The organism is Paenibacillus sp. FSL E2-0177, from assembly GCF_037992975.1.
In the GTDB taxonomy this organism is placed as follows: domain Bacteria; phylum Bacillota; class Bacilli; order Paenibacillales; family Paenibacillaceae; genus Paenibacillus_AQ; species Paenibacillus_AQ odorifer.
On the sequence record NZ_CP150307.1, the window covers coordinates 4,967,890 to 4,991,867 of the forward strand.

A 23,978-nucleotide genomic window follows, 5' to 3' on the forward strand; every position below is an offset into this window, starting at 1 on the left:
TTACCCCTATTCCAGGCCGTGACGGCGTTTAGCCGCAATCAGCGTGTTGCTCATCAGCATTGTAATAGTCATCGGACCAACCCCGCCTGGAACAGGCGTGATGTATCCGGCAACTTCTTTTGCACTTTCATAATCAACATCACCTGCGAGTTTACCGTTATCCAGACGGTTCATGCCCACATCGATGACAACAGCACCCGGCTTCACATAGGAAGCATCAATGAAATTAGCTCGTCCGATCGCTACAACCAAAATATCCGCTTGACGGCTAATCTCTTGCATATTAGCTGTACGGGAATGGCACATAGTTACGGTAGCATTTTCGCGTTGCAACAAGAGGGAAACTGGCTTTCCTACAATATTGCTACGACCAATTACAACGGCATGTTTACCTGCCATACCTGTTCCTGTACGTTTGATCAGTTCGATTACTCCTGCAGGAGTACATGGAAGAAGACTGTCGGCACCGATGACCAGGTTGCCTACATTGACAGGGTGAAAGCCGTCTACATCCTTTTCCACAGAGATTGCATCAATAACAGCCTTCTCCTCGATATGCTTAGGCAATGGGAGTTGAACCAGAATTCCGTCGATATCATCGCGTCCGTTTAGCTCTGCTACCAGTGCCAGAAGTTCTTCTTGAGAAGTGGATTCATCCAATTTATGCACTTCCGAATGGAATCCTAAGCTGATACAAGATTTCTCCTTATTGCGAACATAAACCTGAGATCCCGGGTCTTCACCTACTAGAATAACAGCCAAACCGGGCTTTACGCCGCGTTTCGCCAGTTCAGCAACCTCTTGGGCAATGCTAATACGAATTTCCTCGGATACTTGTTTACCACTGATGATTGCTGCTGTCATGTTAGTCTCTCCCCTTTTATATACTTTACTATGGTTTATAAATTAAGAATGGTCAGCTTTAATACTATCTATCTCTTGGATCATCTTGCCGAGTACTCCGTTAACAAACTTCCCGGAATCATCCGTTCCAAAATGCTTGGCCAAATCGATCGCTTCATTCACCGCAACCTTCGCAGGCACATCATTGGCGAACACCATTTCATACGCTGCTAAACGTAGAATCTGACGATCCACACGTGACAGACGGCTCATTTGCCAGCCCTTCAGGTAATGTTCAAGTATATCGTCGATCGCTACCTTGTGCTCCCATACCCCATTCACATGCTCTACCACATAGTGTTTAAGCTGAATCTCGTCCGTGATTACACGTTCGGTTTCATTCTCTTCTGAAGCTTCCTCGAGCAGCATTTCTACAGCTTCCGCGCTTTCCACATCGTTCATTTCCATCTGATACAGGCTTTGGACAATAATCTCTCTAGCTATACGTCTTTTCATGTGTTCCTCCTAAAATCTTATATCGCATTAAAATATTCACTTGTACTGCATCAACGTCTACGACCCAAATATCGCTTTCACACTTATTCATTCTTTCCCTATTCCTGTGAGGATTATTGCACAAAGCGAAGATACCTTCAGAGGAAGCTCGCAAATATACCGATCCCTTGTCGCAAAAAAACCGCAAAGCCTTTCTTCCGGGGGCAACGGACAACACAAACTTACGGTTTCCTGCTCCGGGAAAAAGACTATCGCGGTTCACTTAAAGGGACGCCAGCGTCCGGATAATCGCGAAACCAACTCCTGCCATTGAAACAGGGGCGCTTGCGCGGTATCCTTTCTTTTGCCGAGCGTATATCCGATGAACACTACCAGTGCAAAGAACAGCATATCCCAAAAACCGCAAATTAAATAAATCAAACCCAGACCAATGCCGAAAGTCACTCCGGCGATTCTACCCCCGTGACTTTCCCATACTTCTTTCCAAGACATAAGGGAAACTCACCTCTATTCCACTCGACTTTTGAAGCTTGGAGACTGCGTGAGGTTAGCAATATATACAGACACATCAGCAACCGGAATGCCGGTTGTCTCCTGCACAAAATCATGCACCTGACGTTGTACTTCTGTCGTAAGCAACGGTAATGAATGCTCACCGTCCACTACTGCACGAATTGTAATTTCAAGGCCAGCCTGCGAGACACGAATACGTGACTTGAGATCTCTGATTCCCTTCACTTTACCGGCAGCCTTAAGACTCAGATTCTCAATAGTTTCCATTGAAATCTGGATATCCCCATACTCTGTACGCTGATCGACCGAAGGCAATGAAGCGCGATCACGGCGCAGAGAGATGTAGAAAAATCGGATGCTCAGAAGGAACAAGACAACTGCTACTATTATTGCTGTAATATAAGCTGCTGGTCCATTCTCAATCTCCAAAGTTCTAGGAATCGCACCGCTTAAGAGGAGGATGGCAATAACAGATAGTATTCCGATACTTAAGCTGTAGACAAACAGCAAAAGTCTGTCCAAAATTTTTGCCACGAGTCTCATAACCTCCTTAAATTAGAGTAAACCCTCGACTTTGCTGTCGGGGGTTTATGGAAGAACGATGACTGCTATTTCACACGAAGAATCGTTTCAGTTTCTTCGTTCTTGTCTACAGTGTTGTTGTTCTTGAATTGCACATCATGAATATGCACATTCACTTCCACAACAGTCAGACCAGTCATAGTCTCGATGGAGCGCTTAACATTACGTTGAATTTCAGCAGCCACTTCAGGAAGGCGATTGCCATATTCAATAATTACAGAAACATCCACCGCAGCTTCACGTTGTCCAACCTCTACTTTAACTCCTTTGGACAGATTCTTACGTCCAAGAAGTTCAACAATACCACCGGCGAATCCGCCGCTCATACCTGCTACACCTTTAACCTCAACGGTCGCCAGACCTGCAATAACCTCGATTACTTCAGGAGCAATCTGGATTTCACCGATTTCCGTCCGTTCGTATTCTGTCGGCAATGTACTCATTTTAGACTTCACACCTTTCAAGAAAGATTGTTCATGATTTCAAGCGTAAAGCACGTCTCTTATTAAACATACTATATCATTTGACGAACTTTATGACAAACAAACCGAAGTCGTCCTAAATTTCATACTCTTCAAGAAACTTAATGTCAAAGTTACCATCCAAAAATACAGGATGCTCCAACAGTTTCTGATGGAAAGGGATGGTGGTATGAATGCCTTCCACGGCGAATTCAGCCAAGGCGCGCTTCATCTTCGCAACCGCTTCCTGACGTGTAGGAGCCCAGACAATCAGTTTTGCAATCATAGAATCATAGAAAGGGGAAATCGTATATCCTGGGTACGCCGCACTATCTACACGAACGCCAAGGCCTCCTGGTGGCAAATAAAAGCCGATTTTTCCTGGTGAAGGCATGAAATTACGCTCAGGATCTTCAGCATTTATACGGCATTCAATGGACCAGCCATTAATCACGATATCTTCCTGAGTGAATGACAACGGATTGCCTTCTGCTACAGAGATCATTTCCTTAATCAAATCCACACCTGTAACCATTTCTGTTACTGGATGTTCAACCTGAATACGGGTATTCATCTCCATGAAGTAGAACTGTCCATCCGGTCCAAGCAGGAATTCAAGTGTTCCGGCTCCCGAATAATTCACGGCAAGTGCTGCTCGAACTGCTGCATTACCCATCGCTTCCCGAATTTCCGGTGTGAGCACTGAACAAGGTGCCTCTTCAATCAGCTTTTGGCGACGACGCTGCACGGAGCAGTCCCGTTCACCTAAATGCACTACATTGCCATGTTTATCTGCAATAATCTGAATCTCCACATGCTTCATGCCTGTTAGGAATTTCTCCAGATATACACCAGCGTTACCAAACGCCTTTTGTGCTTCCTGTTGTGCAGCAGTAATCTGCTTCACTAAAGATTCCTCGTCCTCAGCAATCCGTATTCCCTTACCTCCGCCACCTGCAGTCGCCTTAACGATGATTGGGTACCCAATATCGCGGCCCAGCATGACAGCTTCCTCTACATCGCCTACAAGACCATCTGAGCCCGGGATAATCGGAACTCCAGCCAGTTTCATGGTTTCCTTCGCCACAGCCTTATCACCCATACGGTTTATGGCATCTGGAGAAGGTCCTATGAAGATAATATTGCAAGATTCACAAATCTCTGCAAAATCCGCATTTTCAGCTAAAAATCCATAGCCAGGATGGATGGCATCACATTCCGTTAAGGTGGCTACACTCATAATATTTGTAAAGTTCAGATAGCTGTCCTTGGCCGGCATCGGACCGATGCAGTAAGCTTCATCAGCCAACCGGACATGCAGTGAATCCCGGTCGGGTTCCGAATAGACCGCGACGGTGGAAATGCCCAGCTCACGGCAGGCCCTAATAATGCGGACCGCGATTTCGCCGCGGTTGGCAATCAACACTTTTTGAATGTTCATGCGTTTCCTCCCAAAGTTTTGCGAAGCTTCCGCTCCTTAAGTAGTCTGCGGTATTTATTCCGGTTTAACCAAGAATAGTGGTTGACCGTATTCTACAAGCTGACCGTTCTCAGCAAGCACAGACACGATTTCACCTTTGATCTCCGCTTCCAGCTCATTCATCAGTTTCATCGCCTCAATAATGCAAACCGTTGATTTTTCACTTACACGGTCTCCAACATTAACAAACGAAGGCGTTTCCGGAGAAGCGGCACTATAAAAGGTCCCCACCATTGGAGACACAATTTTATGTAGTTTGCCTTCTGCAGCTGCTTGTGGCTGCTGCGCTGGAGGAACTTCACCTACTACCGGATAGGATACTTGCGGTACGCTCTGCGGCTGCGGGGCAGGCGTAAAGGGATAGGCAGCATAAGGAGTCGCCTGTACTGCTGTTCCATCAGCTTCAGGGCGATCCGGTTTGCGAATTGCAAGCTTCATTCCTTCGCTTTCGATCTCCAACTCATGTACAGAGGAGGTCTGGTCCAGCAATTTAATCAATTCCTTAATTTCGCTCAACTTGAACATATATCAGTTCACTCCTTCAGCTTTCTCTCGAAGCCACTTCTTAAGCGGACAAGATAACTTTATGTATTATATCACAATCGGTAAAAATGGAAAGAGCCCGGGGCAACCCGAGCTCTTTCGTCATTTTTCTTTTAATTATACAGCTTATTATTGCTCAGAAACGTATTGTACACTAATTTTATCTTGAGATACACTCAGTTCCTTCATTACGAGATCCACGATGCTGACCGCTTGCTTTACATCCAGTTTGTCGCTGAGAACGACTACTTTATAGCTGTCTCCAGCTTCTTCCTTTACAATCGCTTCGCCATATTTTTGTTGAAGCTGTTCTTCGATACCGGTAATTTTGGATTCTTTTTCTTCAAGATTAAGAAGTTGTTCTTGAGCGACTGCGTTATCAGCAGGTGTTTTGTCCATGTCATTAATCAAAGCAAGCAAGTCTTGTTGGTTCTTAAGATTCTTTTGCTCACGTTCATAAAGGTAGTTAGTGAACATACTGCTCGCCGATACACTTTGAGAAGCTACTTCATCGAGAATTTCTTTGTCATTTTTGGCTGGAGTCTTGGTTGTTGTATTTGCGGCTGTATCTTTAGCAGATGTATCTGTTTTGGCGGCATCTTTAGCAGCAGTGTCGGTTGTTGCCTTCTCTGAGTCACTGCTATTTGCGGCAGCTTTACTGCTATCGTCCTTAGCAGCTGTAGTTGTACTGTCGTCCGTTTTAGCAGTAGTAGTGCTATCATCCGTTTTAGCGGTAGCAGCACTGTCATCCGTTTTGGCGGCAGTAGCGCTGTCGTCCGTAGTAGCGGCGCCAGTAGTGCTATCTACAACGCCTTCATCGGCAACAACATCGCCTTGACTAACAACTTCGTTCACAACAACACCTTTGTCACCAACCGTTGGCAACGCTGCACCTGCTGTGTCTTTCAGGGAATCAACCTGCATTGTGCCAGCCGTGTCTTTTGGAATCGAAGCACCTGAGTCTTCAGTGAATAAATAATATGCAGAGAGGACCACCATCAAGCTGAGCATAGAAACCAACCATATCGTTTGTCTTTTGCCGTTCATTCCTAATTCCTCCTAAAATTTAATCTAGTGGCTGCTTCGGAAGCACTCACTTATTGACTTTCTCCTGCTACTCTTGTTTGCGTGGTACTACTGAAATGCGCTGGATCGGGACATTCAAGCCTTTTTCTATAGCCTGCTCGACGAGTCCACGAACCACCTTGTTCTCTGCCCCTTTGGCAACTACCAGTACGCCGCGTACCTGAGGTTTGATCCGCTTCGTCACAATGGGTGTCTCGTCCCCTGATTGCGAGTAGGTTACGATTTCGCCATCCCTCGTATATTGTGTCGTATGACGTTTCCCCCCACTGGCATCCGTCTCTTCACTAAGCTGTTGGGAGTCATTCATATTACGCACCACGACAATTTCTTCTGTAGACTCCACTGTAACCATGATATCGACTGTACCGACGCCAACGATTTTCTCCAAAATTTCCTTCATCCGGTTCTCCATCGCTAGTTCGATGCTGTCGAACGAATTGGTCGTTGTGGTTGGATCACTCTGCACCAGCGCCGTTTGAGAGGACTGATTCACCGGCGGCTCACGCCCTGTATTCTCGTTATCAATCCTCTTCACATTGACGAAGGAATTGAATAGCATGATCGCTGCGCCCAGCAGACCCAGAATGATCAGCCAGCGAAAGGTATGGCTTCTCTTCGGACTGCCGGCCCCACCCCCAGCCCACTGCTCAAGCTTTTTCAGCCAATTGCTCACTCCCATCCCTCCTAAAAATTATAGTTTCTTAGAAACATCAAGCTCATGATTTGACGTTACTAGCCACGCTGCCATCCACCTGAATGACTTTGGGATCCAAATCCCACTTCAGTTCCAGCAGCTTTACAATGGACTCCATTTCACTCGAGGACGCGCTGTCTTCAGCTACAGTTCCGTTCACTGCTTTATTAGGTTCAGCTGATGATGTTGCTTCACTCCCTACGTTATCTGCCGGATTAGCGCCAATTTTAACTTCTACAGGTGCTACAGGAGAGATTGTAATGGGTGCTGTAGTCGCTGTGCTGGAAGCTCCGGAAGTACCCGGGGAGTTAGCCGTTGTCTGAGGCATAGAGACCCTTACATTGGAAATGACAGGAACGTCTTCGTTACCAGTGCCGCCAGACTTCCCCATGCCCAGCGTTACGGTGACATTAACCCCGCGTTTGCCGGTCTCACTGATAATCTGCTCTTTCATCTGACCCGCCACCTCTTCGGCAGCGAGCTGCAGACTCTGTTCCTGACGGCCTTGTGCAAGCTTTTGCCCATCTGCCAGAATCTGTTCCAAGGATGGGTCTCCCTTCCCTCCGCCAGTGAACAAACCGCCCTCTTTCTCTTGCTGTCCCATAGCGACACTCAGTTCGGAGATTGCATCACCTTTCAGGAGAGAGACGATAGGGCTGAGCATCGTGAGCAGGATTAGGAGACTTAGCACCAATCTTGCATAACGCTCCATGGATTTGCTTGGGAGCAGCAATTCAACAAATGACGCCAACAGCACAACCAGGATGATCTCCCGCAGCCAACCGCCTAACCAGCTCATGGTTTCCCTCCTAAAGGTTTTGTTGCTTCACCTCATCATTACGGTCAAATTGCCCGCAGTCAGCATGATCGTAACCGCCATAAAAAACATTAAGGAAACAGCAGCCAAAGCAGCGAATACGTACACCATGCTTTTTCCAATCGTCTGGAGACAGACTACAATCGGTGTCTCTCCCAGCGGCTGCATCACAGCGGCGGCTATGTTGTAGATAAGGGCAAGCACCAGGATTTTGATTGCCGGAAAAGCACACAGGAACAATATGATAATGACACCCGATAACCCGATCGCATTCTTCACCAGCAGTGAAGCTGAGATTACTGTGTCTGTGGCATCCGCGAACATTTTGCCGATGACCGGAACAAAATTCCCTGTAATATATTTAGCGGCCCTAATGGTGACCCCATCCGTTACTGAGCTTGTTATCCCTCGAACGGAAATTACACCTAGAAACACAGTTAGCAGTACACCTAACAGTCCAGCACCGATGTTTCGTAGCAGGTTAGCCAGCTGGGTTAGTTTATATTTCTCTGACAATGCGCTGACCAGATGCAGCACTGCCGAGAAGAAAAGAAGCGGAAAAACAAGGGTGTGGATCATGGTGCCAACCGTATGAATCATAAAAACAATTAACGGATGGGTGACGGAGACCGTAACGATATTCCCCATCGAAGCCAGCAGCGCGAACAGCAGTGGAATCATCGCCATCATGAAATCGATCATCCGATCGATAGCATCCTTTGCATAACCAATAGCGATATTGAAGCTGTTCACGGCAATTACCAGCACCACCATATAACAGAGCGTATAAGCGACCTTACTGACCGTTTTTCGCTCAAAAGCGGTTTGCAGCGTCTCCAGAATCATGCTGAGCACACTGATCATCACAATCGTCACGAGCAGCTTTCCGTTGTACAGCACCTCATGCCACATAAAGCCTAGAAGCCCAGATAACACACCCTTCAAGCTGAGCCCCTTATCTCCTGGAAGCAGCATGTCCATTAGCGTGGGTGTGGCCCCGTCCGGGAAAAAACCACCATAATCCTTCATCAGCTGATCCCAGTACGACTCGACTTTATCTTTTGGCAAATTATTCACCTGGCTCTTGACCCACTGGTCTACCGGGGAGGAACTGCCGGATTCTGGTGTTGAGGAAGCTTGCACACTCTGAGCTGTACCTGCAAACCATAGAATGAAAAAGAATGGAAGCAGCAGCAGTATTATTTTTAGTTTTGGAGGACGGAAAACACTGCGCTCTTGCATAATTTCTCCTCCCGATTCGTTGCTCAGCTCTCTTTACGATTGCTTTAAGCAGGCAGTAGTTTCATGACGGTTTCGATAATGATGCTGATGATGGGTACGGCTAGTACCATAATTAGCACTTTGCCGGCGAGTTCTATTTTGGAAGCAATCGATTCCTGACCGGCATCTCGTACAATTTGTGCACCGAACTCCGCGATATAGGAAATGCCGATGATTTTGAAAACAGTCTTCAAATAAATCATTTCCATCCCCGATGACTCAGCCACCCGCTCTAGTGTAGAGAGGATCATTCCGATCTTGCCGATGAGAAACATAAAAATTAGAATTCCTGTTGTAGTAGCAAGAAGGAAGGCGAACATCGGTTTTTGTTCCTTCAGTACGAGAATCAATATGGTCGATATCAGCCCAATCCCAACAACTTGAATAATCTCCATAGCACGCCTATTGAAAAAGAAAGATCGTTTTTATTTCCTGCAGCAACCCGTCCAGCATCCGAATCACCATGAACAGCACGACTACGAACCCAATCACGGTGACCCAATGTGCGAAATCCTCTTTTCCCATCTGTTTGAGCACCGTGTGGATCATGGCGATAATTATGCCAATGCCGGCAATTTGAAAAATCGCATTGACTTCAATATTCATTCCTGGCACCTCGCTAAAAGATCAAAATGACGATCAGTACTCCAAGCAGCAGACCCAGGCTTTTACTTAACTTTTCATATTTGCCTTGATCCTCTCTGGCCACCGACTCCTCCTGCTTCAATTGCTGCAATGCTAACGCGATATGAGTGCTCTGATTCGACCTATCGCTTGTGCCGAGAGTACAGCTGAGCTGGCGAAGAATCTCTCTTTCTGTCCCCTTCATAGCGGTAGACTTCCAATATGCTTCCATCGCCCGCTGGATGGCATCCTGGGCGCTTCTGTCATAGGGAGGACTCATCTCCTCCGCTGTTTTGACAAACAACGATTTCAGCGGGTCCTTCGACTGATTCCCAATCCGCCGCATAGCTTCCGGCAGTGGGGTGAAGCCGTACATGATCTCTGTTTCCAACCGCTGTAGTGCTGCTATTAAACCTCTGATATGTCTGGGCCTGTCTGCATATTGACGAGCAAACTGGAGACCTGCAAGCGTACCAGCCACCACAATGAGCACAGCACCGAACAGCTTAAGCATGCAAATCACCACCTAGTCGATCCCCGGGAGAGATAAGCAGCATTCCTCTTTTCTGGCCATCCAGAATACGAAACGTGAGGCCTGCTTCTGAACGATGGAGTATGACATATCTCTCGAACATCTTTTGTTCCAGCAGTCCTCCAAGACCCGGCCTACGAGCCAACTCTGTTACATCTTTTCCGTGAGCGGAAGCAATGACAGATATTCCGGCATGCAGTGCCTCGGTAACTGCTTCGGCATCTTCAGGACGCCCAATCTCATCCGCGATTAATACCTCTGGCGATAGCGACCGGATCATCATCATCATGCCTTCTGCCTTGGGACACCCATCAAGAACGTCTGTCCGAGGACCCACGTCAAAGGCGGGAACACCACGCCGGCTGCCAGCAATTTCAGACCGTTCGTCAACAATCCCCACCTTCAGCCCCGGTCTAATCCCTTCGCGCTTGCCCAATTCCCCTAAGGAGATTTGTCTTGCAAGATCGCGGAGTAGGGTAGTCTTGCCATGTTGTGGAGGGGAGAGAATCAAGGTGTGCATCATTCGCTGCCGCCCCTTGTCCAGTAAATAAGGCAGCACTCCATCTGCGATTCCAGGTACCTCACGAGCAATACGGACATTAAAGCCAGTGATATCACGAAGATGCTCTACACCTCCGCCACTCAGTACTGTCCGACCAGCAAGTCCTATCCGATGACCGCCGGGAATCGTAATAAATCCTTTTCTCAGCTCTTCTTCCATCGTATATAGCGAATGGTTGCTGATCAGGTCTAGCAGTCGATGAGTGTCTTCCCGATCCGGCTTGTAAGCTTCTTCAGGCCTCTGCGTCAAACTGCCATTCACTCTTAGAAAGTGATATTTACCAGAGTAGTTAATTTCCAGCGGACGACCTTCACGGACACGAATCTCCTCCACCATTCCTAGCAGCGGAAGGGGAAGGCACTTTAACAGCGCTCTTACTTTTTCAGGAAACAATTGCAGCCAATCATCTGCCATACAAAGTACCCCCAAGCTGTCCTCTACTTAATTGCTTTATTCCATATTTATGCTTGTACGCGCCTAATATGCCTATCATCTATCATTTTTTCAAAATCCCGATTAAGAGAAAGGCTACACCGCAGCCCACCCAGCCTAATTTGCTCCACGACAGCTGCTGTGCCATCCCAGTCAGTCCAATAGCTGTCGTCAATATCAATATGGTCGGGCCTACCAAAGCCAGTCCAGAATTGACAGCCAGCGCCTTATCGACCTGATTTAATCTGAGCATTATCAGCGCAGCTATAATCTCTGCACTGCCCGAGAACAACCGCAGAGTCGCCATCCAGCTTACATACTTGTCCAATCTACTCCACTCCTTTTACTAATTCATTCATACCAAAAGAGATCTGAGGCTTGTTTAGCTTTCTATTATTCATGGATATGCGTGGCTTTTTCACTTTAGACAATGAGAAATGACAGATTTGCAGATCAGACTGTGAAAGAATTCATAGTGAGTGGGTTCATAAATAAATATAATCAGTACGATAAAATAATTTTTACGAACGCCTTCATCTGTGGTATCCTTTTTAATTGGAAATATAGTGAGTTTATATTTTCAAAAAAAGGCAAACTAAAAAGACATAAGAAAAAGAGGGGATTTGTGTCATGCACGTACGAAATTACGGGCTACCGCTCAGCATGCGGTCCGTAGTCAGACCAGTAAGAGAAGCGGCAATCATTATTTTTTCAGCTTTTTTAGTCGCCGCAGGGATGAGATTATTTCTAATTCCTCATCAACTGCTAAGCGGCGGGGTAGCAGGGGTGGCTTCAGTCATCGGGTATGTAACTAATCCGAAGTACATCTCAATCATTTATTTTGCGATAAACCTTCCTGTTCTGATCTGGGGATTTATTGCAGTGGGGAAAAAGTACATCTTACTAAGCATGCTTTCCGTTTTAGCTACCACCTGGTTCATGACAATTATTCCTGCGGTGAAAGTGACCAAAGACCCGATTTTGGCTAGTATTTTTGGCGGCGTAATTATTGCTGGCGGGGTTGGATTTTCTCTCCGTGCCGGGGGTTCATCTGGAGGATTTGATATATTAGGCTCGATTATTACACGTAAGCGGGATATTCCTATTGGGAATGTACTCTTCGTAATGGATGGGATCGTTATTCTGAGTTTAGGCTTCTTTAAAAGCTGGGACTCAGCCTTATACGCTATGCTCTGTATTTTTGTGAAAAGCAGAGTGGTTGATATGATTCATATTCGTCATGTTAAGCTAACCTGCTTCATTGTTACCAAGGAACGGGATAAAATGCTGAATCGTCTTAGAGAGCTGCCTCATGGCATCACAGTAGTCAACGCAGAGGGCGGCTACAGTCACGAGGGCAATACAATGCTGATGACCGTAACGACCCGCTATGAGCTTTCAGAGCTGCGTAAGACTATCCTTGAGACGGATCCAAGCTCTTTCGTCAATGTACTCGAGACTGTTGAAATTCTAGGCCGATTTAGACGTTTAGGATAAATACCCATATAGATGTAAAAAGGAACGCTGCATTCAAACCTGCAGCGTTCCTTTTCATTTATAGCGGGATGCCCAAAAAGGAGACCCCGTAGCTAAATAGCTGTAGGATCTCCCTTTTTATTGATTGAACGGCTCTTAACGACGATCCTTAGGACCACCAACAAAGGCCTGCTCAGTTGTATCCAGATTATAAGCGGTGTGAAGCGCCTGAATGATCGATGGCAAATTACCGGATTCGATTACACAAGAAACCTTAATTTCTGACGTGCTGACCATCTTAATGCTTACGCCCTCTTGGGAGAGTACATCAAACATTTGAGCGGCAACACCAGGATGGCTAACCATACCCGCACCAACAATAGAAACCTTCACAAGGTTATCCTCGGACGTTACTTCACGGTAAGGTAAAGTTTTATGGATTTCTTTAATGACTTCCTTCGCACGATCCAGTTCATCAAGTGAAACTGTAAATGAGAAGTCAGCCTGCTCATTCTGCACACCACTTTGTACTATGATATCAACGTTTACGCCTTCTTCAGCCAGCTTGCCGAAGACTTGAGCAAGTACACCCGGTACATCAGGTACTCCTAGAATACTGACACGTGCTACATTCTTATCATAAGCAATCCCACTAACTACGACTCCTTGCTCCATGCTTGCTTCCTCCTTCACAACAGTACCTTCATTATGATTAAAGCTCGATCTAACGACCAGCTTAACTTGATGACGCTTAGCATACTCCACTGCACGCGGATGTAGTACCGCCGCTCCCAGATTGGCAAGCTCTAGCATCTCATCGTATGAGATTTCGTTCAGCTTGCGGGCTGTTTTCACAATGCGTGGATCTGTAGAATAGATACCATCAACGTCGGTATAAATCTCACATACATCTGCTTGAATAGCAGCCGCAAGGGCTACAGCTGTCGTGTCCGATCCTCCGCGGCCCAGGGTAGTGATCTCACCATCCAAAGTCATCCCTTGGAAACCGGCAACGATAACGATCTGTTCGCGTTCCAAAGACGCTACTACACGGTGTGGATCAATATCATTGATACGAGCTCTACCGTGGGTTTCGTCTGTACGGAACCCGGCCTGCCATCCTGTATAAGATACTGCATTCCGCCCGATCCCATGAAGAGCTATGGACAAAAGAGCAACGGAAATCTGCTCTCCTGTTGTCATCAGCATATCCATTTCACGTGCAGGCGGCTGCCCGTTTAATTGCTTCGCCGTATCGATCAAATCATCTGTTGTATCCCCCATAGCAGATACAACTACAACGCAGCGATGTCCCTCATCCTGCTTGTCTGCGATGCGCTTGGCAACACGTTGCATGCGTTCTGTGTCGCCGACGGAGCTGCCTCCGAATTTCATAACATAAAGTGACAAAGTCCCACTCACTCCCCATATCGGTCTATGTAGTTGCTTCTAATCGGTTTCCCGCTTTAAACCAGTATAATACGAAAATAGCGTAATGCGTTAATGATTTCATTAAAAAATTATTGATTTTCCAGAAGCTAACAAAAAGATAAGGTCAGCTTCAAGACACTAGCTGACCTCATTTCACTCGTCTTCCAGTTTTTTATTGAGAAGCTGGTCGATAAGTCAAGGCCATCACTCCAGAACTGAATCTTTTGGAGTCCACTAGCTCCAACGTCTTCTCTTCACCAACGTTTTCGAACAGGCGCTGACCGCTACCCAGCAGAATCGGGAAGACCAGAAGCTGATATTCATCGACAAGGCCAAGCTGCATCAGGCTCTGCGCAAGCGTACGACTGCCAAAAACGAGAATATCTCTCCCCGGCTGCTCCTTCAGCTTGGACACCTCCTGAGCAAGATCGCCCTTGATCAAGCTTGAATTGCTCCATGTTGTTTGTTCGAGAGTTGTGGAGACTACGTACTTGGCGTATCCATTCATCATTTCACCGTACTCACCTGTCTGCTCAACCATATTTGGCCAAGCCTCTGCAAAACCTTCGTAGGTTGTCCGTCCTAACATTAGAGCGTCAGCAGCTTTCAGTTCAGCAAACTTGAAATGCTCCTGTTCTTCACTTCCGAATGAGAAGGTCCATTGTGGATTTTCCATAACACCATCAAGGGATATGAACTCAGATATAATTAATTTTCTCATATGCGTCTCCTTCTAATCCTTTAATTCGTAAGTATAACATTCCACACCCATACTGTTCCTCATGCATCCTCGTTTATATACCAAAAACCCCCCACCGTAATAACGGGGGAGGCTGATTGGTTATAAGTTTGGCAAGTATGATGCTTCCTACGCGCGGGAGATATATTTACCTTCGCGAGTATCAATAAGCAGCACATCTCCTTCATTGATGAACAGAGGAACTTGTACAGAATGACCTGTTTCAAGCTTGGCCGATTTAGTAGCGCCTTGAGCAGTATTACCCTTCACACCTGGCTCAGTTTCAACAACCTTCAGCTCTACGCTGGTAGGCAGGTTAATCCCAAGGATTTCACCTTGGTAACTGATGATGTTTACAGTCATGTTCTCTTTAAGGAAGTTCAATTCCCATTCAAGCTGCTTGCTGGACAATTCGAATTGGTCATAAGTTTCGTTGTCCATGAAAGCATGCTCCGATCCGCTTGCATACAAATATTGCACGCCACGGTTCTCAATAATAGCACGGCCAATAGTTTCACCAGCACGGAAAGTACGCTCAACAGTGTTACCATTGCGCAGGTTTTTCAGCTTAGAGCGAACGAACGCTGCACCTTTACCTGGTTTAACGTGCTGGAAATCAAGAACGGTAAAAATATCACCGTCCACCTCTACGGTCAAGCCTGTCTTAAAATCGTTTACTGAAATCACTAAAAATCCCTCCTGAATTCGATAATTAAACTACTACTTTTCTTACTTACAGTACTGTATATTCTTTGGACGAATGGGTCAGCAGCGATATTCCGCTCTCGGTGATCACAATATCGTCTTCAATACGTACTCCGCCAATCCCCGGCAAATAGATACCTGGTTCTACAGTAACGACCATTCCCGGCTGCATGATATCGTCACTCAGCTTGGACAAACGCGGCCATTCATGAACTTCCATTCCAAGTCCATGACCCGTGCTATGTCCAAATTGATCACCATATCCGTAGCTAGCGATGATATCACGTGCCAGTGCATCACATTCCCGTCCAGTCATACCCGGTTTGATATGTGCCAACGTATGTAGCTGAGCTTCCAGCACAATATCATAGATTTCTTTCAGCTTCGGATCTGGAGCTCCGAGTGCAATGGTACGAGTCACATCTGAGCAGTATCCATCGAGTAATGCGCCGAAATCAAGCGTAATAAATTCATTACCTTGAATTACACGGCTGCTTGCTACGCCATGCGGCATGGACGAACGTTCACCTGAAGCAACAATCGTATCAAACGATGACGCAGTTGCCCCGTGGGTACGCATATAGAATTCCATTTCCAAATCGACGTCTCTTTCAGTCATGCCTGGTTTGATCACATTCAGAATATGATTGAATGTAGCATCAGCCAGATCAGCTGCACGTTGCATAACAGCAAGCTCTTCAGCATCCTTGAACATACGGAGGTCTTCCACGGCTTTGGAAACTGGAACTAACACTGCCGGCTTAAGGGCTTCCGCATATGAGGTATAAGCGCTGAATGAGACATCATCCTGTTCGAAACCAACACGTACCTCACTGCCTGTTGGCAGCAACTCGCGTACTGTATCAATAAATTTAGGACCATGCTCTACAACCTTAACTCCTACCGCTTGATCCGCAGCCTGTGTCATGTACCTGAAGTCAGTTAGCAGATAACAATCATCGCTTGTCACCAATACATAACCGGACGATCCGGTAAATCCACTTAAATAGCGGCGGTTATAACCGCTGGTTATCAACATTGCTTCCAATCCTTTATCCTGCAAAACCTTACGCAGCTTGGAGACGCGCTCGTTACCCATTTTCATTCTCCTCTCGAAATAGCCACATTGTATTTTAACATAGGGATATCCCCTTGAGAAGTTTTTTCGAGCCGTTAGGCAAGTGCAGTCGCTTGCTCACGCTTTCGTTCGTCGGTATACTCAATCGCCGCTGTGTATCCAATGAACATCCCCCAAAGTAAAAAAAGGCAGAACTCACTAATCACAGTGTTCCACGGCAGCTTAAAAGGCGGCTGCATAAGAAACATTTGCGAGCCGGGAATAAATATAACTACCCACCACAAAACACCATAAACCAATCCTGGCCAAGGTCCCTTCAGCTTGCGCAGAATAAGCACGTATAGCAGTGAGGCTATCACTGAAAATAAGATGAAAAACAAATAACCCACGAGATGTCCATACATTGTTGTCAGAAAAGTATGTTTAAAAAACGGCTCTGCTAAATAACCAGGACTAACCTTGGTAAAGCTGAACCAGTAGATTAACCAGTGCAGCCCTCCCCAAATCAAACCTGCGAAAAAACCTAATTCGAGCGCAAAAAACCAAATATTAGTATGATCTGATTGTTGTTGATGTGATTTGCTCATAGAATTGCCTCTCTTTCCGTATTTTTAATACCGATTTGTCTCTCCTTGTCCATATAAGGTAGTATGTGCAGCAAAAGGCGATCCAACTAGTAATGTCTTCAAAAATTAGTTACAATGTATTATATAAATCATATTAATTACGGGAAGGTGAATTGGTTGTCCCAGGAAACTCCCAGCTATGGCGGCCAAGCTGTCATTGAAGGCGTCATGTTCGGCGGCAAGCATATTAATGTAACAGCCGTGCGACGAAAGAATCAGGAGATTACATTTTTGGAGGTGCCAAGAAGCGATAAGAGCTGGGTCACTAAACTGCGCAAGATTCCGCTGCTTCGCGGCCTTGTCAGTATTATAGATGCCAGCGCCAAAGGCTCTAAGCACTTGAACTATTCGGCTGAATCCTATGCCGAAGATGAATTGGAACCCGAAGAACTGGCGAAAGAGAAAGCTAAGCCGAAGAAAAAGGACGAAGGCTGGAGCCTCGGAATGATTTTTGGCGTTGCTGTAATGGGTATTCTCTCCTTCTTATTCGGAAAGCTCATTTTTACGCTTGTACCAGTATTTGTCGAAGATTTTTTATTCAAGAATGCATTTGATAACTATGTACTGCACAACCTCATAGAAGGCGGCATTAAAATGGTTCTCTTGCTGGTCTATTTATGGGCGATTTCGCAAACACCTGTGATCAAGCGGCTATTCCAGTATCACGGTGCGGAACACAAAGTCATCAGCGCCTTTGAAGCAGGCGAAGAGCTGACTGTCCAGAACGTTCAGAAATACAGCCGTCTGCATTACCGCTGCGGAAGCAGTTTTATGATGCTGACGATTATCCTCGGCGTTATTATTTACTCCGTAGTCCCCTGGGATAATCTTTGGGAACGTGTGATCCAACGGATTATTCTGCTGCCTGTCGTAATCGGTGTTTCGTTTGAGGTTCTGAAGGGTACCAACGCAGTAAGAGAAATTCCAGGTCTCAAATACTTGGGATACCCTGGACTATGGCTGCAGCTGCTCACTACCAAAGAACCAAAGGATGATCAGGTAGAAGTATCCATCGCCTCTTTCAATCGTATGCGTGAGCTTGATGCAGAGATTGAAGCCAGAGGATATACGGAGGCAAGTGTGTCAGGCGGCATATTGGATCCTGCGAAAGGATGAGTGTCCTATGATCAGGCATGCTTTAATTTTTTGGATTTCAGTAATTCTTGCAATATTCGGTTTTGTGATTGGAGTCTTGACTGAGCCTTTCTATACGCTGTCGAAGCTGATTCTCCCCTTAGTACTGTTAGCGATTATCTATTATGCTTACAAAATGGGACCAGGGAAATACGCTCGCAGCAGTAATGGATCTAGAATCAAAGTCAAACCTTCGCAGAAAACCATGACCAAGGTTGCTGGGATTCGCAAGACACAAGCAGCACCAGGCAAACGTAAAAGTTATCCCTTCCAAGTCATCGAAGGAAATAAAGGGAAAAACGATGATCAGCTTCCGAAGTACCATTAACTAAATAAAAACAAACACCAAAAAGCATCTCCACGTTTCAAAATAACGTGTGGGATGCTTTTTTTCTGATATTATAAAGCTTGCTTGTTATCTGGGGCGCCACTCCTTAAAGAAGTCTTCCCCTGCCTTCAGTCCGGCGGCATACAATTCGTCGCTTTGCATCTTCGTAATATTAAATTGCGTCGTGCCTATACCAAGCGTTGGGATGGTTACCGTGCGGACATATTTATCATCTTCAATATATTTCTCATCATGAGCAGACAACATGGTGCTTACCATAGCTTGCAGCATACTGAACGGTCCCCTAATCCTGTGGGGCTGCGGGTCGGTTTTACCTACTGTTTGATACCCTACCGTAGGGATTCTTCTCCCCGGCACTTTACTATTCTCATTCATCCCGTCAAATAGCCATAAAGGAAAATTGCTTAATAACCCTCCATCCACAACGTATACAAATTGCTCAATAAAAGACTTCCCTCTAGCAGATTGTCCATTTAACCTGAGCATCACTGGATCAAAAAAATAAGGAATACTGCAGCTCATGCGCACAGCCTTAGCCACCTCAAAATGTTCAGGAGAGATTCCATACTGTTCCAACCCATCTGGTAAGACCAATATCCGGCCATTGGTAATGTCGGAAGCAATTATAGATAGTTTGCCTGGAGGCAGATCACGAAAAGTGATAATTCCCTTTTTTAGCAAAAGCGATCTCATCCACGATTCCAAGGCTTCACCCGAATACAATCCCTTCTTCAATAACACTCGCAGTGCAGGACCTACCCAAGCCGTATTATAGATGGGAGCTCGCTTCATAAACGATGAAAAAGAAGTTCCTTGGATCATCCGACTCATTTCCTCACCTTCATAACCCGCAGCCAGTAAAGTCGCTACAATTGCGCCTGAGGAGGTTCCAGCGACCTTTTTAAAGGTTCGCCCCGCCCTTTCCGTGGCTTCAACTGCTCCAGCGAGAGAAATCCCTTTTACTCCCCCTCCTTCAAACACAGCGTTAATCTCCATACACAAAAACCCCCCGTTTCCCATAGATTCTATTGCTTATCTATGAGCACGGGGGAGCATTCATGACTCCTTATCTAGAACAGTTATCTTATTTGGACTGAAAATAAAAGGTCAGCAAATTTGATAATCCAAACGGATTGCGGACAACAATGTCATTTGCTCTGAACATAATACTGCCTGCAACCTCTTTATATTTCTCATTATACTTAAGCTGGTTGATGATTTGGTCGCCACTTTGCCATTCTGCTTTCTGGTCACTTGCTCCAACCTTATAAGCAGCTTGTCCAATATAGAGCTTAACATTCGTATTCTCTACCTCTTTAACCCACCAATCTACTAGCTTATCGTAACGGGCAGTACTAAAGGACAGACTCCAATAAATTTGCGGTGCGACATAGTCAATCCAGCCTTGCTTGATCCATGTCCGAACATCGGCGTACATATCGTCATAAGCGGTAACTCCAGCTGTGGTATCCGAACCTGTGCTGTCTTTTTTGATATTACGCCATACACCAAACGGACTAATTCCATAAGAAACCTTCGGTTTCACCTTATGAATCTGTTCTCCCAATTGACGGACGAATTCATTAATATTATCGCGGCGCCAATCCGCCTTAGAAGACAGGTTCTTCGTGTTATAAGTCTTATAAGCAGTATCATCGGCAAAAGATACACCTGAAGGATAGAAATAATCATCCAAATGGACACCATCTACATCATAGCCTTTGACGACCTCCAACACTGTATCGATAATGTGCTGGCGGGCTGCTGGGATCCCTGGATTGATGTATTTTTTACCTCCTGCGTCTACAATCCATTCCGGATTTGACTTAGCCACATGATTACTTGCTAATGCGGATGTAGAAGCATCCGTTGTCGCGCGGAATGGGTTGAACCATGCATGGAACTGCATACCGCGTGAATGTGCAGCGCTGACCATATAGCTCAACGGGTCATAACCCGGATTTTTTCCTTGTGTGCCGGTCAGCACCTTAGACCAAGGAACTAGAACAGAAGGGTACAGGCTGTCTGCTGAGGTTCTAACCTGTACAAAAACAGCATTAAAACCAACAGCTTTTAGCTTGTCCAGCAGATTATCAAATTCTTGTTTTTGTTTCGCTTCGTTACCTGCAGAAGCTACTGAAGGCCAGTCCAGATTAAATACTGTAGAGATCCAGGCTCCCTTCATCTCCTTGTTAGCCGACGCACCAGGAATACTTGGAACTGTTGGCGAGGTCGGTTTTGGAGTCGCTGTAGGGGTTGGGGTCGGCGTAACGACTGGAGTCGCTGTAGGTACTGCTGGTGTTCCCGGATCAGCAGCCTGCGGCGGCTCTGTATTAGAGTACAAAGAAATATGTTTGGTAGCCTGATCCCACATAACCTGTAACCCCAATTGCTCACTTACAAAACGAAGCGGCACCATAACCCGTCCCTGCTTAATCTGTACTGAGGTGTCGAGGGCTACAGAAGCATTATTAACTAATGCACTTTTCTGGCCACTGGTCAGCTTGATCTCTGTATCTCCTTGCGTGATTGTTACTGTCTTACTGCTTTGATTCCAAACTACTCCAGCATTCAACCCTTTACTAATGACGCTAATTGGCACCATCGTTACATTCGAAGCTGTGATATACGGCGGCACATCGCTTGCCAGCGCCTCGCCATCCAGTTCAATGGTAATCTGCACAGCTGCCGCACGTGCCCCAGGAGACCATAAAGGCAGAAACAATACTAATACTAGCAATCCCAACATCCATTTACGATAATTCATAATTCCTCCCCAAATCTAAATAATATGTATCCTATAAAAAAAGAAAAAACGGATCAATCCTCCAAGTTGATGTACCGATTCCACCCTTCAAAAGAGCGGTATCAGTCTCAGCCAGAAAAAGGACTTATCCGTTTTGACGCTAAAAACTGGGAAAGGTTGCACTAAACAAAATAGAAACGGCTATACCATCAAGTAGTTTATGCTCACCAAAGCCTTGCTGGGCATAACTTTAAGGACGGTATCCGTTTCGGGAAAAAACATTTCAAGAATCGCTTGCCAGTTCATTGTGAATAGCATATAAAGTCTGCAGACGTTCTTCATCGCGGCGGAAATATTCCACCAACGTTTCGATACGTGTAATCGAATCCCAACTAAGGTGGTGCTCGATCCCTTCAACATCATTATAGATAAATTCCTGCTGTACTCCGATCAAACCGAGGAATTCTTCCAATAGTTGATGACGATCAACAAGACGTTTCCCTACTTTTTTCCCTTTGTTGGTTAGGACAAGCCCACGATATTTCTCATAGATGAGATATTCGTCCTTATCCAGTTTTTGGATCATCTTGGTCACAGAGGAGGGGTGTACTTCCAGTCCCTCGGCAATATCCGAGACCCGCGCATAACCTTTCTCATCAATGAGCTTATATATGCGCTCCAAATAATCCTCCATGCTGGGTGTTGGCATTAAAATTTACCTCTTTTCTATAATGAACCTGGCGCCGAGCCAAACCTTGCTCTAACAATGATACATGTTTCTAACGCCCCTTGGCAAGTCCTTCAAGAGAACATGGGGAGGAGTTACCCATGATTGCCATGCTTCTAATGAGACTCAGTTAGGCATAATAAACTTACTCATCTTTCAGAAGGAGCGTGAATTCATGACTATAGTGACACCTGAGACCCCTCCCGTAAAGAGAACCAGAAAAGCTACAGCCCTTTTTGTTCCCGAGCTTGTTTTCTTCGAGCCGGATGCTTTAAATTACCCGAAAGGTGAACGAATCATGGAATGGGTGAAGGCTAACAATATTCCCTATCGCATGACTACATCGCATAACCGTATAATGAATTTCCCGGGTGACACAGAGGTCGAGCAATATAAAATTGCCAAAAGAACACTTGTAGTCGGCCTGCGCAAAACCTTAAAGTTTGACCAATCCAAACCCTCCGCAGATTATGCAATTCCGATCGCAACTGGCTGCATGGGCCACTGCCATTATTGTTATTTGCAGACTACTTTAGGGGCAAAGCCTTACATTCGTGTATATGTAAACACCGATGACATCATTGACGCCGCCAAAAAATATATCGAGGAGCGCAGCCCTGAAATCACGACTTTTGAAGCAGCCTGCACCTCAGATCCGTTAGGACTGGAGCATATTACCGGGTCTCTGTCAGAACTCATCACATTCATGGCAGCGGAGCCCCTTGGCCGCCTGCGCTTTGTGACCAAATACCAACATGTTGAACCCCTACTCGATTTGCAGCATAACGGACATACCAGAATTCGTTTTAGCGTGAATGCTGACTATGTGATCAAAAATTTCGAGCCTGCTACCTCGCGGTTTGAAGAGCGAATTGAAGCGGCTGGAAAGGTTGCCCGCGCCGGCTATCCACTGGGCTTCATCATTGCCCCAATTATTTGGTATGACGGCTGGCAGGAAGGCTATGCGGAGCTGCTGGCCAAATTAGCCAAGACCCTTCCGCCGGAAATCGGAAAAGGTCTAACCTTTGAAATGATTCAGCACCGATTCACCAAAACAGCCAAGACTGTAATTGAGAAACGTTACCCGAAATCTAAACTAGAAATGGACATGGAGAAACGCAAAAAGAAATGGGGCCGCTGGGGACAGAACAAATATGTCTATCCGGATGAACAGCAAACCGCCCTGCGAGAATTTATCACAGAGCGGATTTTCGAGCATTTTCCGGAAGCAGGTATTGATTACTTCACCTAAAAAATCAGCCAATCCGGCGTTATTCCTTGTAGCCACACTGTGATCCGGAACATTTGATCCGTGAACAGCAAAATACCCATAAATACCATAAGGACGCCGCCAATCTTCATCAGCAGATTCGAATACTTGAGGATACGCTTCACTCCGCCTAGGAAAAAGGCTAAAAGAAAAAATGGCAAAGCAAATCCGATGCTATACGCGGTAATCAATGTAAACCAAGTGCCTGGGTCGCTTGCCGAAAGAGCAATAATTGCCGTCAAAATCGGCCCGATACAGGGTGACCAACCCGCAGAAAAACCAATTCCGAAAATAAAGGAGCCCACATAACCCGCCGGTTTCCATTTTAAATCAAGCTTACGTTCACGAAGTAAAAACTGCGGCTGAAAAATCCCAAGCAAAAACAAACCCATTACAATAATTAGAATCGCCGACAATTGCCGGATCAGATCACGCTGGCCATTAAAGAATTGCCCGAATAACCCAGCCCCAAAACCAAGTGTGTAAAAAACTGCAGAAAAACCTAATATAAATGCCAATGTATGAGTTAGGGTGCGTACACGAACCTCTTTAGAGTTGCTGCCTGATTTTAATTGTTGAACGGATAACCCGGTAATGTACGATAAATAAGAGGGGTACAGCGGTAAACAGCATGGCGATATAAACGATGCCACCCCTGCGGCTAAAGCAATTCCTGCATTGATATTAGACAAAATAGCGGCTCTCCTTCCGGCATTCGAGTCACTTCATGG

At 45.9% G+C, this 23,978-nt stretch carries 29 protein-coding genes; 4 read left to right on the top strand and 25 right to left on the bottom strand.

The annotated features are described in order from the left end of the window. Nucleotides 1-6: 6 nt before the first annotated feature. From folD to MHI25_RS22355, 16 genes are all read right to left on the bottom strand, one after another. Nucleotides 7-864, bottom strand: a complete 858-nt coding sequence (gene folD / locus MHI25_RS22280) for a bifunctional methylenetetrahydrofolate dehydrogenase/methenyltetrahydrofolate cyclohydrolase FolD (protein ID WP_036682821.1) — start codon at nt 862-864, stop codon at nt 7-9. Nucleotides 865-906: 42 nt separating this feature from the next. Then, entirely contained in the window at nt 907-1,359 is a 453-nt protein-coding gene (nusB, locus tag MHI25_RS22285; protein ID WP_340394323.1) for a transcription antitermination factor NusB, read from the bottom strand. Between the two features lie 258 nt (nt 1,360-1,617). Continuing rightward, entirely contained in the window at nt 1,618-1,851 is a 234-nt protein-coding gene (locus MHI25_RS22290; protein WP_036682825.1) for a DUF2273 domain-containing protein, read from the bottom strand. A 15-nt stretch (nt 1,852-1,866) separates the two neighbouring features. Further along, entirely contained in the window at nt 1,867-2,406 is a 540-nt protein-coding gene (gene amaP, locus MHI25_RS22295) for an alkaline shock response membrane anchor protein AmaP (RefSeq protein ID WP_036682827.1), read from the bottom strand. Between the two features lie 74 nt (nt 2,407-2,480). Beyond that, nucleotides 2,481-2,897, bottom strand: a complete 417-nt coding sequence (locus MHI25_RS22300; protein ID WP_076129649.1) for an Asp23/Gls24 family envelope stress response protein — start codon at nt 2,895-2,897, stop codon at nt 2,481-2,483. Nucleotides 2,898-3,012: 115 nt separating this feature from the next. Beyond that, nucleotides 3,013-4,356: an acetyl-CoA carboxylase biotin carboxylase subunit gene (accC, locus tag MHI25_RS22305; RefSeq protein WP_076129648.1), complete on the bottom strand. Its 1,344-nt coding sequence runs from the start codon at nt 4,354-4,356 to the stop codon at nt 3,013-3,015. 54 nt (nt 4,357-4,410) lie between these two features. Then, entirely contained in the window at nt 4,411-4,920 is a 510-nt protein-coding gene (gene accB, locus MHI25_RS22310) for an acetyl-CoA carboxylase biotin carboxyl carrier protein (protein WP_076098642.1), read from the bottom strand. A gap of 147 nt (nt 4,921-5,067) precedes the next feature. Next, entirely contained in the window at nt 5,068-5,985 is a 918-nt protein-coding gene (locus tag MHI25_RS22315) for a SpoIIIAH-like family protein (protein WP_036682837.1), read from the bottom strand. Between the two features lie 67 nt (nt 5,986-6,052). After that, a complete protein-coding gene (gene spoIIIAG / locus MHI25_RS22320; RefSeq protein ID WP_175617305.1) occupies nt 6,053-6,697 on the bottom strand; it encodes a stage III sporulation protein AG in 645 nt (214 codons plus the stop codon). A gap of 43 nt (nt 6,698-6,740) precedes the next feature. Then, nucleotides 6,741-7,517 carry a stage III sporulation protein AF gene (gene spoIIIAF, locus MHI25_RS22325; protein ID WP_340394328.1) on the bottom strand — a complete coding sequence of 259 codons (777 nt, stop codon included), beginning with the start codon at nt 7,515-7,517 and terminating at the stop codon, nt 6,741-6,743. A gap of 27 nt (nt 7,518-7,544) precedes the next feature. Continuing rightward, nucleotides 7,545-8,777, bottom strand: a complete 1,233-nt coding sequence (spoIIIAE, locus tag MHI25_RS22330; RefSeq protein WP_036682845.1) for a stage III sporulation protein AE — start codon at nt 8,775-8,777, stop codon at nt 7,545-7,547. A gap of 44 nt (nt 8,778-8,821) precedes the next feature. Further along, nucleotides 8,822-9,211, bottom strand: a complete 390-nt coding sequence (gene spoIIIAD / locus MHI25_RS22335; protein ID WP_036682847.1) for a stage III sporulation protein AD — start codon at nt 9,209-9,211, stop codon at nt 8,822-8,824. Between the two features lie 7 nt (nt 9,212-9,218). Next, the gene (spoIIIAC, locus tag MHI25_RS22340; protein WP_036682849.1) at nt 9,219-9,422 is read right to left on the bottom strand and encodes a stage III sporulation protein AC; all 204 of its coding nucleotides are present in this window, start codon (nt 9,420-9,422) and stop codon (nt 9,219-9,221) included. 13 nt (nt 9,423-9,435) lie between these two features. Further along, nucleotides 9,436-9,954: a stage III sporulation protein SpoIIIAB gene (gene spoIIIAB / locus MHI25_RS22345; protein WP_076104383.1), complete on the bottom strand. Its 519-nt coding sequence runs from the start codon at nt 9,952-9,954 to the stop codon at nt 9,436-9,438. Continuing rightward, a complete protein-coding gene (spoIIIAA, locus tag MHI25_RS22350; RefSeq protein WP_076220015.1) occupies nt 9,947-10,948 on the bottom strand; it encodes a stage III sporulation protein AA in 1,002 nt (333 codons plus the stop codon). Before spoIIIAA ends, spoIIIAB begins: the two co-directional genes overlap by 8 nt. Nucleotides 10,949-11,030: 82 nt before the next feature. After that, entirely contained in the window at nt 11,031-11,273 is a 243-nt protein-coding gene (locus MHI25_RS22355; protein ID WP_036683194.1) for a YqhV family protein, read from the bottom strand. A gap of 323 nt (nt 11,274-11,596) precedes the next feature. Between MHI25_RS22355 and MHI25_RS22360 the strand changes: the two genes are divergently transcribed. Continuing rightward, nucleotides 11,597-12,463: a YitT family protein gene (locus MHI25_RS22360; RefSeq protein WP_081382367.1), complete on the top strand. Its 867-nt coding sequence runs from the start codon at nt 11,597-11,599 to the stop codon at nt 12,461-12,463. 135 nt (nt 12,464-12,598) lie between these two features. Here MHI25_RS22360 and MHI25_RS22365 read toward each other — a convergent pair whose 3' ends face one another. From MHI25_RS22365 to MHI25_RS22385, 5 genes are all read right to left on the bottom strand, one after another. After that, complete coding sequence (locus tag MHI25_RS22365) at nt 12,599-13,852, bottom strand: aspartate kinase (protein WP_036682855.1); 1,254 nt, start codon at nt 13,850-13,852, stop codon at nt 12,599-12,601. Between the two features lie 193 nt (nt 13,853-14,045). After that, nucleotides 14,046-14,594, bottom strand: coding sequence for a dihydrofolate reductase family protein (locus tag MHI25_RS22370; RefSeq protein WP_076129642.1), 549 nt, complete (start codon nt 14,592-14,594; stop codon nt 14,046-14,048). A 147-nt stretch (nt 14,595-14,741) separates the two neighbouring features. After that, the gene (gene efp / locus MHI25_RS22375; protein WP_038572538.1) at nt 14,742-15,299 is read right to left on the bottom strand and encodes an elongation factor P; all 558 of its coding nucleotides are present in this window, start codon (nt 15,297-15,299) and stop codon (nt 14,742-14,744) included. Between the two features lie 46 nt (nt 15,300-15,345). Further along, a complete protein-coding gene (locus MHI25_RS22380) occupies nt 15,346-16,416 on the bottom strand; it encodes a Xaa-Pro peptidase family protein (RefSeq protein ID WP_036682862.1) in 1,071 nt (356 codons plus the stop codon). Between the two features lie 74 nt (nt 16,417-16,490). Continuing rightward, entirely contained in the window at nt 16,491-16,982 is a 492-nt protein-coding gene (locus MHI25_RS22385; RefSeq protein ID WP_036682865.1) for a YqhR family membrane protein, read from the bottom strand. 156 nt (nt 16,983-17,138) lie between these two features. On the opposite strand from MHI25_RS22385, the gene MHI25_RS22390 reads away from it, so the two are divergent. Both MHI25_RS22390 and MHI25_RS22395 read left to right on the top strand, forming a co-directional pair. Beyond that, nucleotides 17,139-18,137: a DUF1385 domain-containing protein gene (locus tag MHI25_RS22390; RefSeq protein WP_036682868.1), complete on the top strand. Its 999-nt coding sequence runs from the start codon at nt 17,139-17,141 to the stop codon at nt 18,135-18,137. Nucleotides 18,138-18,144: 7 nt separating this feature from the next. Next, nucleotides 18,145-18,483: a hypothetical protein gene (locus MHI25_RS22395; protein WP_036682871.1), complete on the top strand. Its 339-nt coding sequence runs from the start codon at nt 18,145-18,147 to the stop codon at nt 18,481-18,483. Between the two features lie 87 nt (nt 18,484-18,570). Here the strand turns inward: MHI25_RS22395 and MHI25_RS22400 are convergent, their stop codons facing one another. The 3 genes from MHI25_RS22400 to mntR all read right to left on the bottom strand — a co-directional run bounded on the left by MHI25_RS22400 (nt 18,571) and on the right by mntR (nt 21,959). Next, nucleotides 18,571-19,500, bottom strand: coding sequence for a patatin-like phospholipase family protein (locus tag MHI25_RS22400; RefSeq protein WP_076193098.1), 930 nt, complete (start codon nt 19,498-19,500; stop codon nt 18,571-18,573). Nucleotides 19,501-19,588: 88 nt separating this feature from the next. Beyond that, nucleotides 19,589-21,271: a family 10 glycosylhydrolase gene (locus tag MHI25_RS22405; RefSeq protein ID WP_340394331.1), complete on the bottom strand. Its 1,683-nt coding sequence runs from the start codon at nt 21,269-21,271 to the stop codon at nt 19,589-19,591. 262 nt (nt 21,272-21,533) lie between these two features. Continuing rightward, nucleotides 21,534-21,959: a transcriptional regulator MntR gene (gene mntR / locus MHI25_RS22410; RefSeq protein ID WP_036682880.1), complete on the bottom strand. Its 426-nt coding sequence runs from the start codon at nt 21,957-21,959 to the stop codon at nt 21,534-21,536. A 193-nt stretch (nt 21,960-22,152) separates the two neighbouring features. On the opposite strand from mntR, the gene splB reads away from it, so the two are divergent. Continuing rightward, complete coding sequence (gene splB / locus MHI25_RS22415; RefSeq protein WP_076184169.1) at nt 22,153-23,229, top strand: spore photoproduct lyase; 1,077 nt, start codon at nt 22,153-22,155, stop codon at nt 23,227-23,229. Here the strand turns inward: splB and MHI25_RS22420 are convergent. Beyond that, nucleotides 23,226-23,939 carry a cytochrome c biogenesis protein CcdA gene (locus tag MHI25_RS22420; protein WP_076129637.1) on the bottom strand — a complete coding sequence of 238 codons (714 nt, stop codon included), beginning with the start codon at nt 23,937-23,939 and terminating at the stop codon, nt 23,226-23,228. The genes splB and MHI25_RS22420 overlap by 4 nt on opposite strands. Nucleotides 23,940-23,978 lie beyond the last annotated feature (39 nt).

Bases quoted from the DNA above. Each gene is read 5' to 3' on its own strand.
- MHI25_RS22315 (WP_036682837.1), bottom strand. From the start codon at position 5,985: ATGAACGGCAAAAGACAAACGATATGGTTGGTTTCTATGCTCAGCTTG.
- mntR (WP_036682880.1), bottom strand. From the start codon at position 21,959: ATGCCAACACCCAGCATGGAGGATTATTTGGAGCGCATATATAAGCTC.
- MHI25_RS22405 (WP_340394331.1), bottom strand. From the start codon at position 21,271: ATGAATTATCGTAAATGGATGTTGGGATTGCTAGTATTAGTATTGTTT.
- nusB (WP_340394323.1), bottom strand. From the start codon at position 1,359: ATGAAAAGACGTATAGCTAGAGAGATTATTGTCCAAAGCCTGTATCAG.
- accC (WP_076129648.1), bottom strand. From the start codon at position 4,356: ATGAACATTCAAAAAGTGTTGATTGCCAACCGCGGCGAAATCGCGGTC.
- MHI25_RS22380 (WP_036682862.1), bottom strand. From the start codon at position 16,416: ATGGGTAACGAGCGCGTCTCCAAGCTGCGTAAGGTTTTGCAGGATAAA.
- spoIIIAA (WP_076220015.1), bottom strand. From the start codon at position 10,948: ATGGCAGATGATTGGCTGCAATTGTTTCCTGAAAAAGTAAGAGCGCTG.
- spoIIIAF (WP_340394328.1), bottom strand. From the start codon at position 7,517: ATGAGCTGGTTAGGCGGTTGGCTGCGGGAGATCATCCTGGTTGTGCTG.
- MHI25_RS22355 (WP_036683194.1), bottom strand. From the start codon at position 11,273: ATGGCGACTCTGCGGTTGTTCTCGGGCAGTGCAGAGATTATAGCTGCG.
- splB (WP_076184169.1), top strand. From the start codon at position 22,153: ATGACTATAGTGACACCTGAGACCCCTCCCGTAAAGAGAACCAGAAAA.
- spoIIIAB (WP_076104383.1), bottom strand. From the start codon at position 9,954: ATGCTTAAGCTGTTCGGTGCTGTGCTCATTGTGGTGGCTGGTACGCTT.
- MHI25_RS22395 (WP_036682871.1), top strand. From the start codon at position 18,145: ATGATCAGGCATGCTTTAATTTTTTGGATTTCAGTAATTCTTGCAATA.
- MHI25_RS22385 (WP_036682865.1), bottom strand. From the start codon at position 16,982: ATGAGCAAATCACATCAACAACAATCAGATCATACTAATATTTGGTTT.
- MHI25_RS22290 (WP_036682825.1), bottom strand. From the start codon at position 1,851: ATGTCTTGGAAAGAAGTATGGGAAAGTCACGGGGGTAGAATCGCCGGA.
- accB (WP_076098642.1), bottom strand. From the start codon at position 4,920: ATGTTCAAGTTGAGCGAAATTAAGGAATTGATTAAATTGCTGGACCAG.
- MHI25_RS22400 (WP_076193098.1), bottom strand. From the start codon at position 19,500: ATGGAGATTAACGCTGTGTTTGAAGGAGGGGGAGTAAAAGGGATTTCT.
- MHI25_RS22360 (WP_081382367.1), top strand. From the start codon at position 11,597: ATGCACGTACGAAATTACGGGCTACCGCTCAGCATGCGGTCCGTAGTC.
- spoIIIAD (WP_036682847.1), bottom strand. From the start codon at position 9,211: ATGGAGATTATTCAAGTTGTTGGGATTGGGCTGATATCGACCATATTG.
- spoIIIAC (WP_036682849.1), bottom strand. From the start codon at position 9,422: ATGAATATTGAAGTCAATGCGATTTTTCAAATTGCCGGCATTGGCATA.
- MHI25_RS22370 (WP_076129642.1), bottom strand. From the start codon at position 14,594: ATGAGAAAATTAATTATATCTGAGTTCATATCCCTTGATGGTGTTATG.
- folD (WP_036682821.1), bottom strand. From the start codon at position 864: ATGACAGCAGCAATCATCAGTGGTAAACAAGTATCCGAGGAAATTCGT.
- spoIIIAE (WP_036682845.1), bottom strand. From the start codon at position 8,777: ATGCAAGAGCGCAGTGTTTTCCGTCCTCCAAAACTAAAAATAATACTG.
- MHI25_RS22300 (WP_076129649.1), bottom strand. From the start codon at position 2,897: ATGAGTACATTGCCGACAGAATACGAACGGACGGAAATCGGTGAAATC.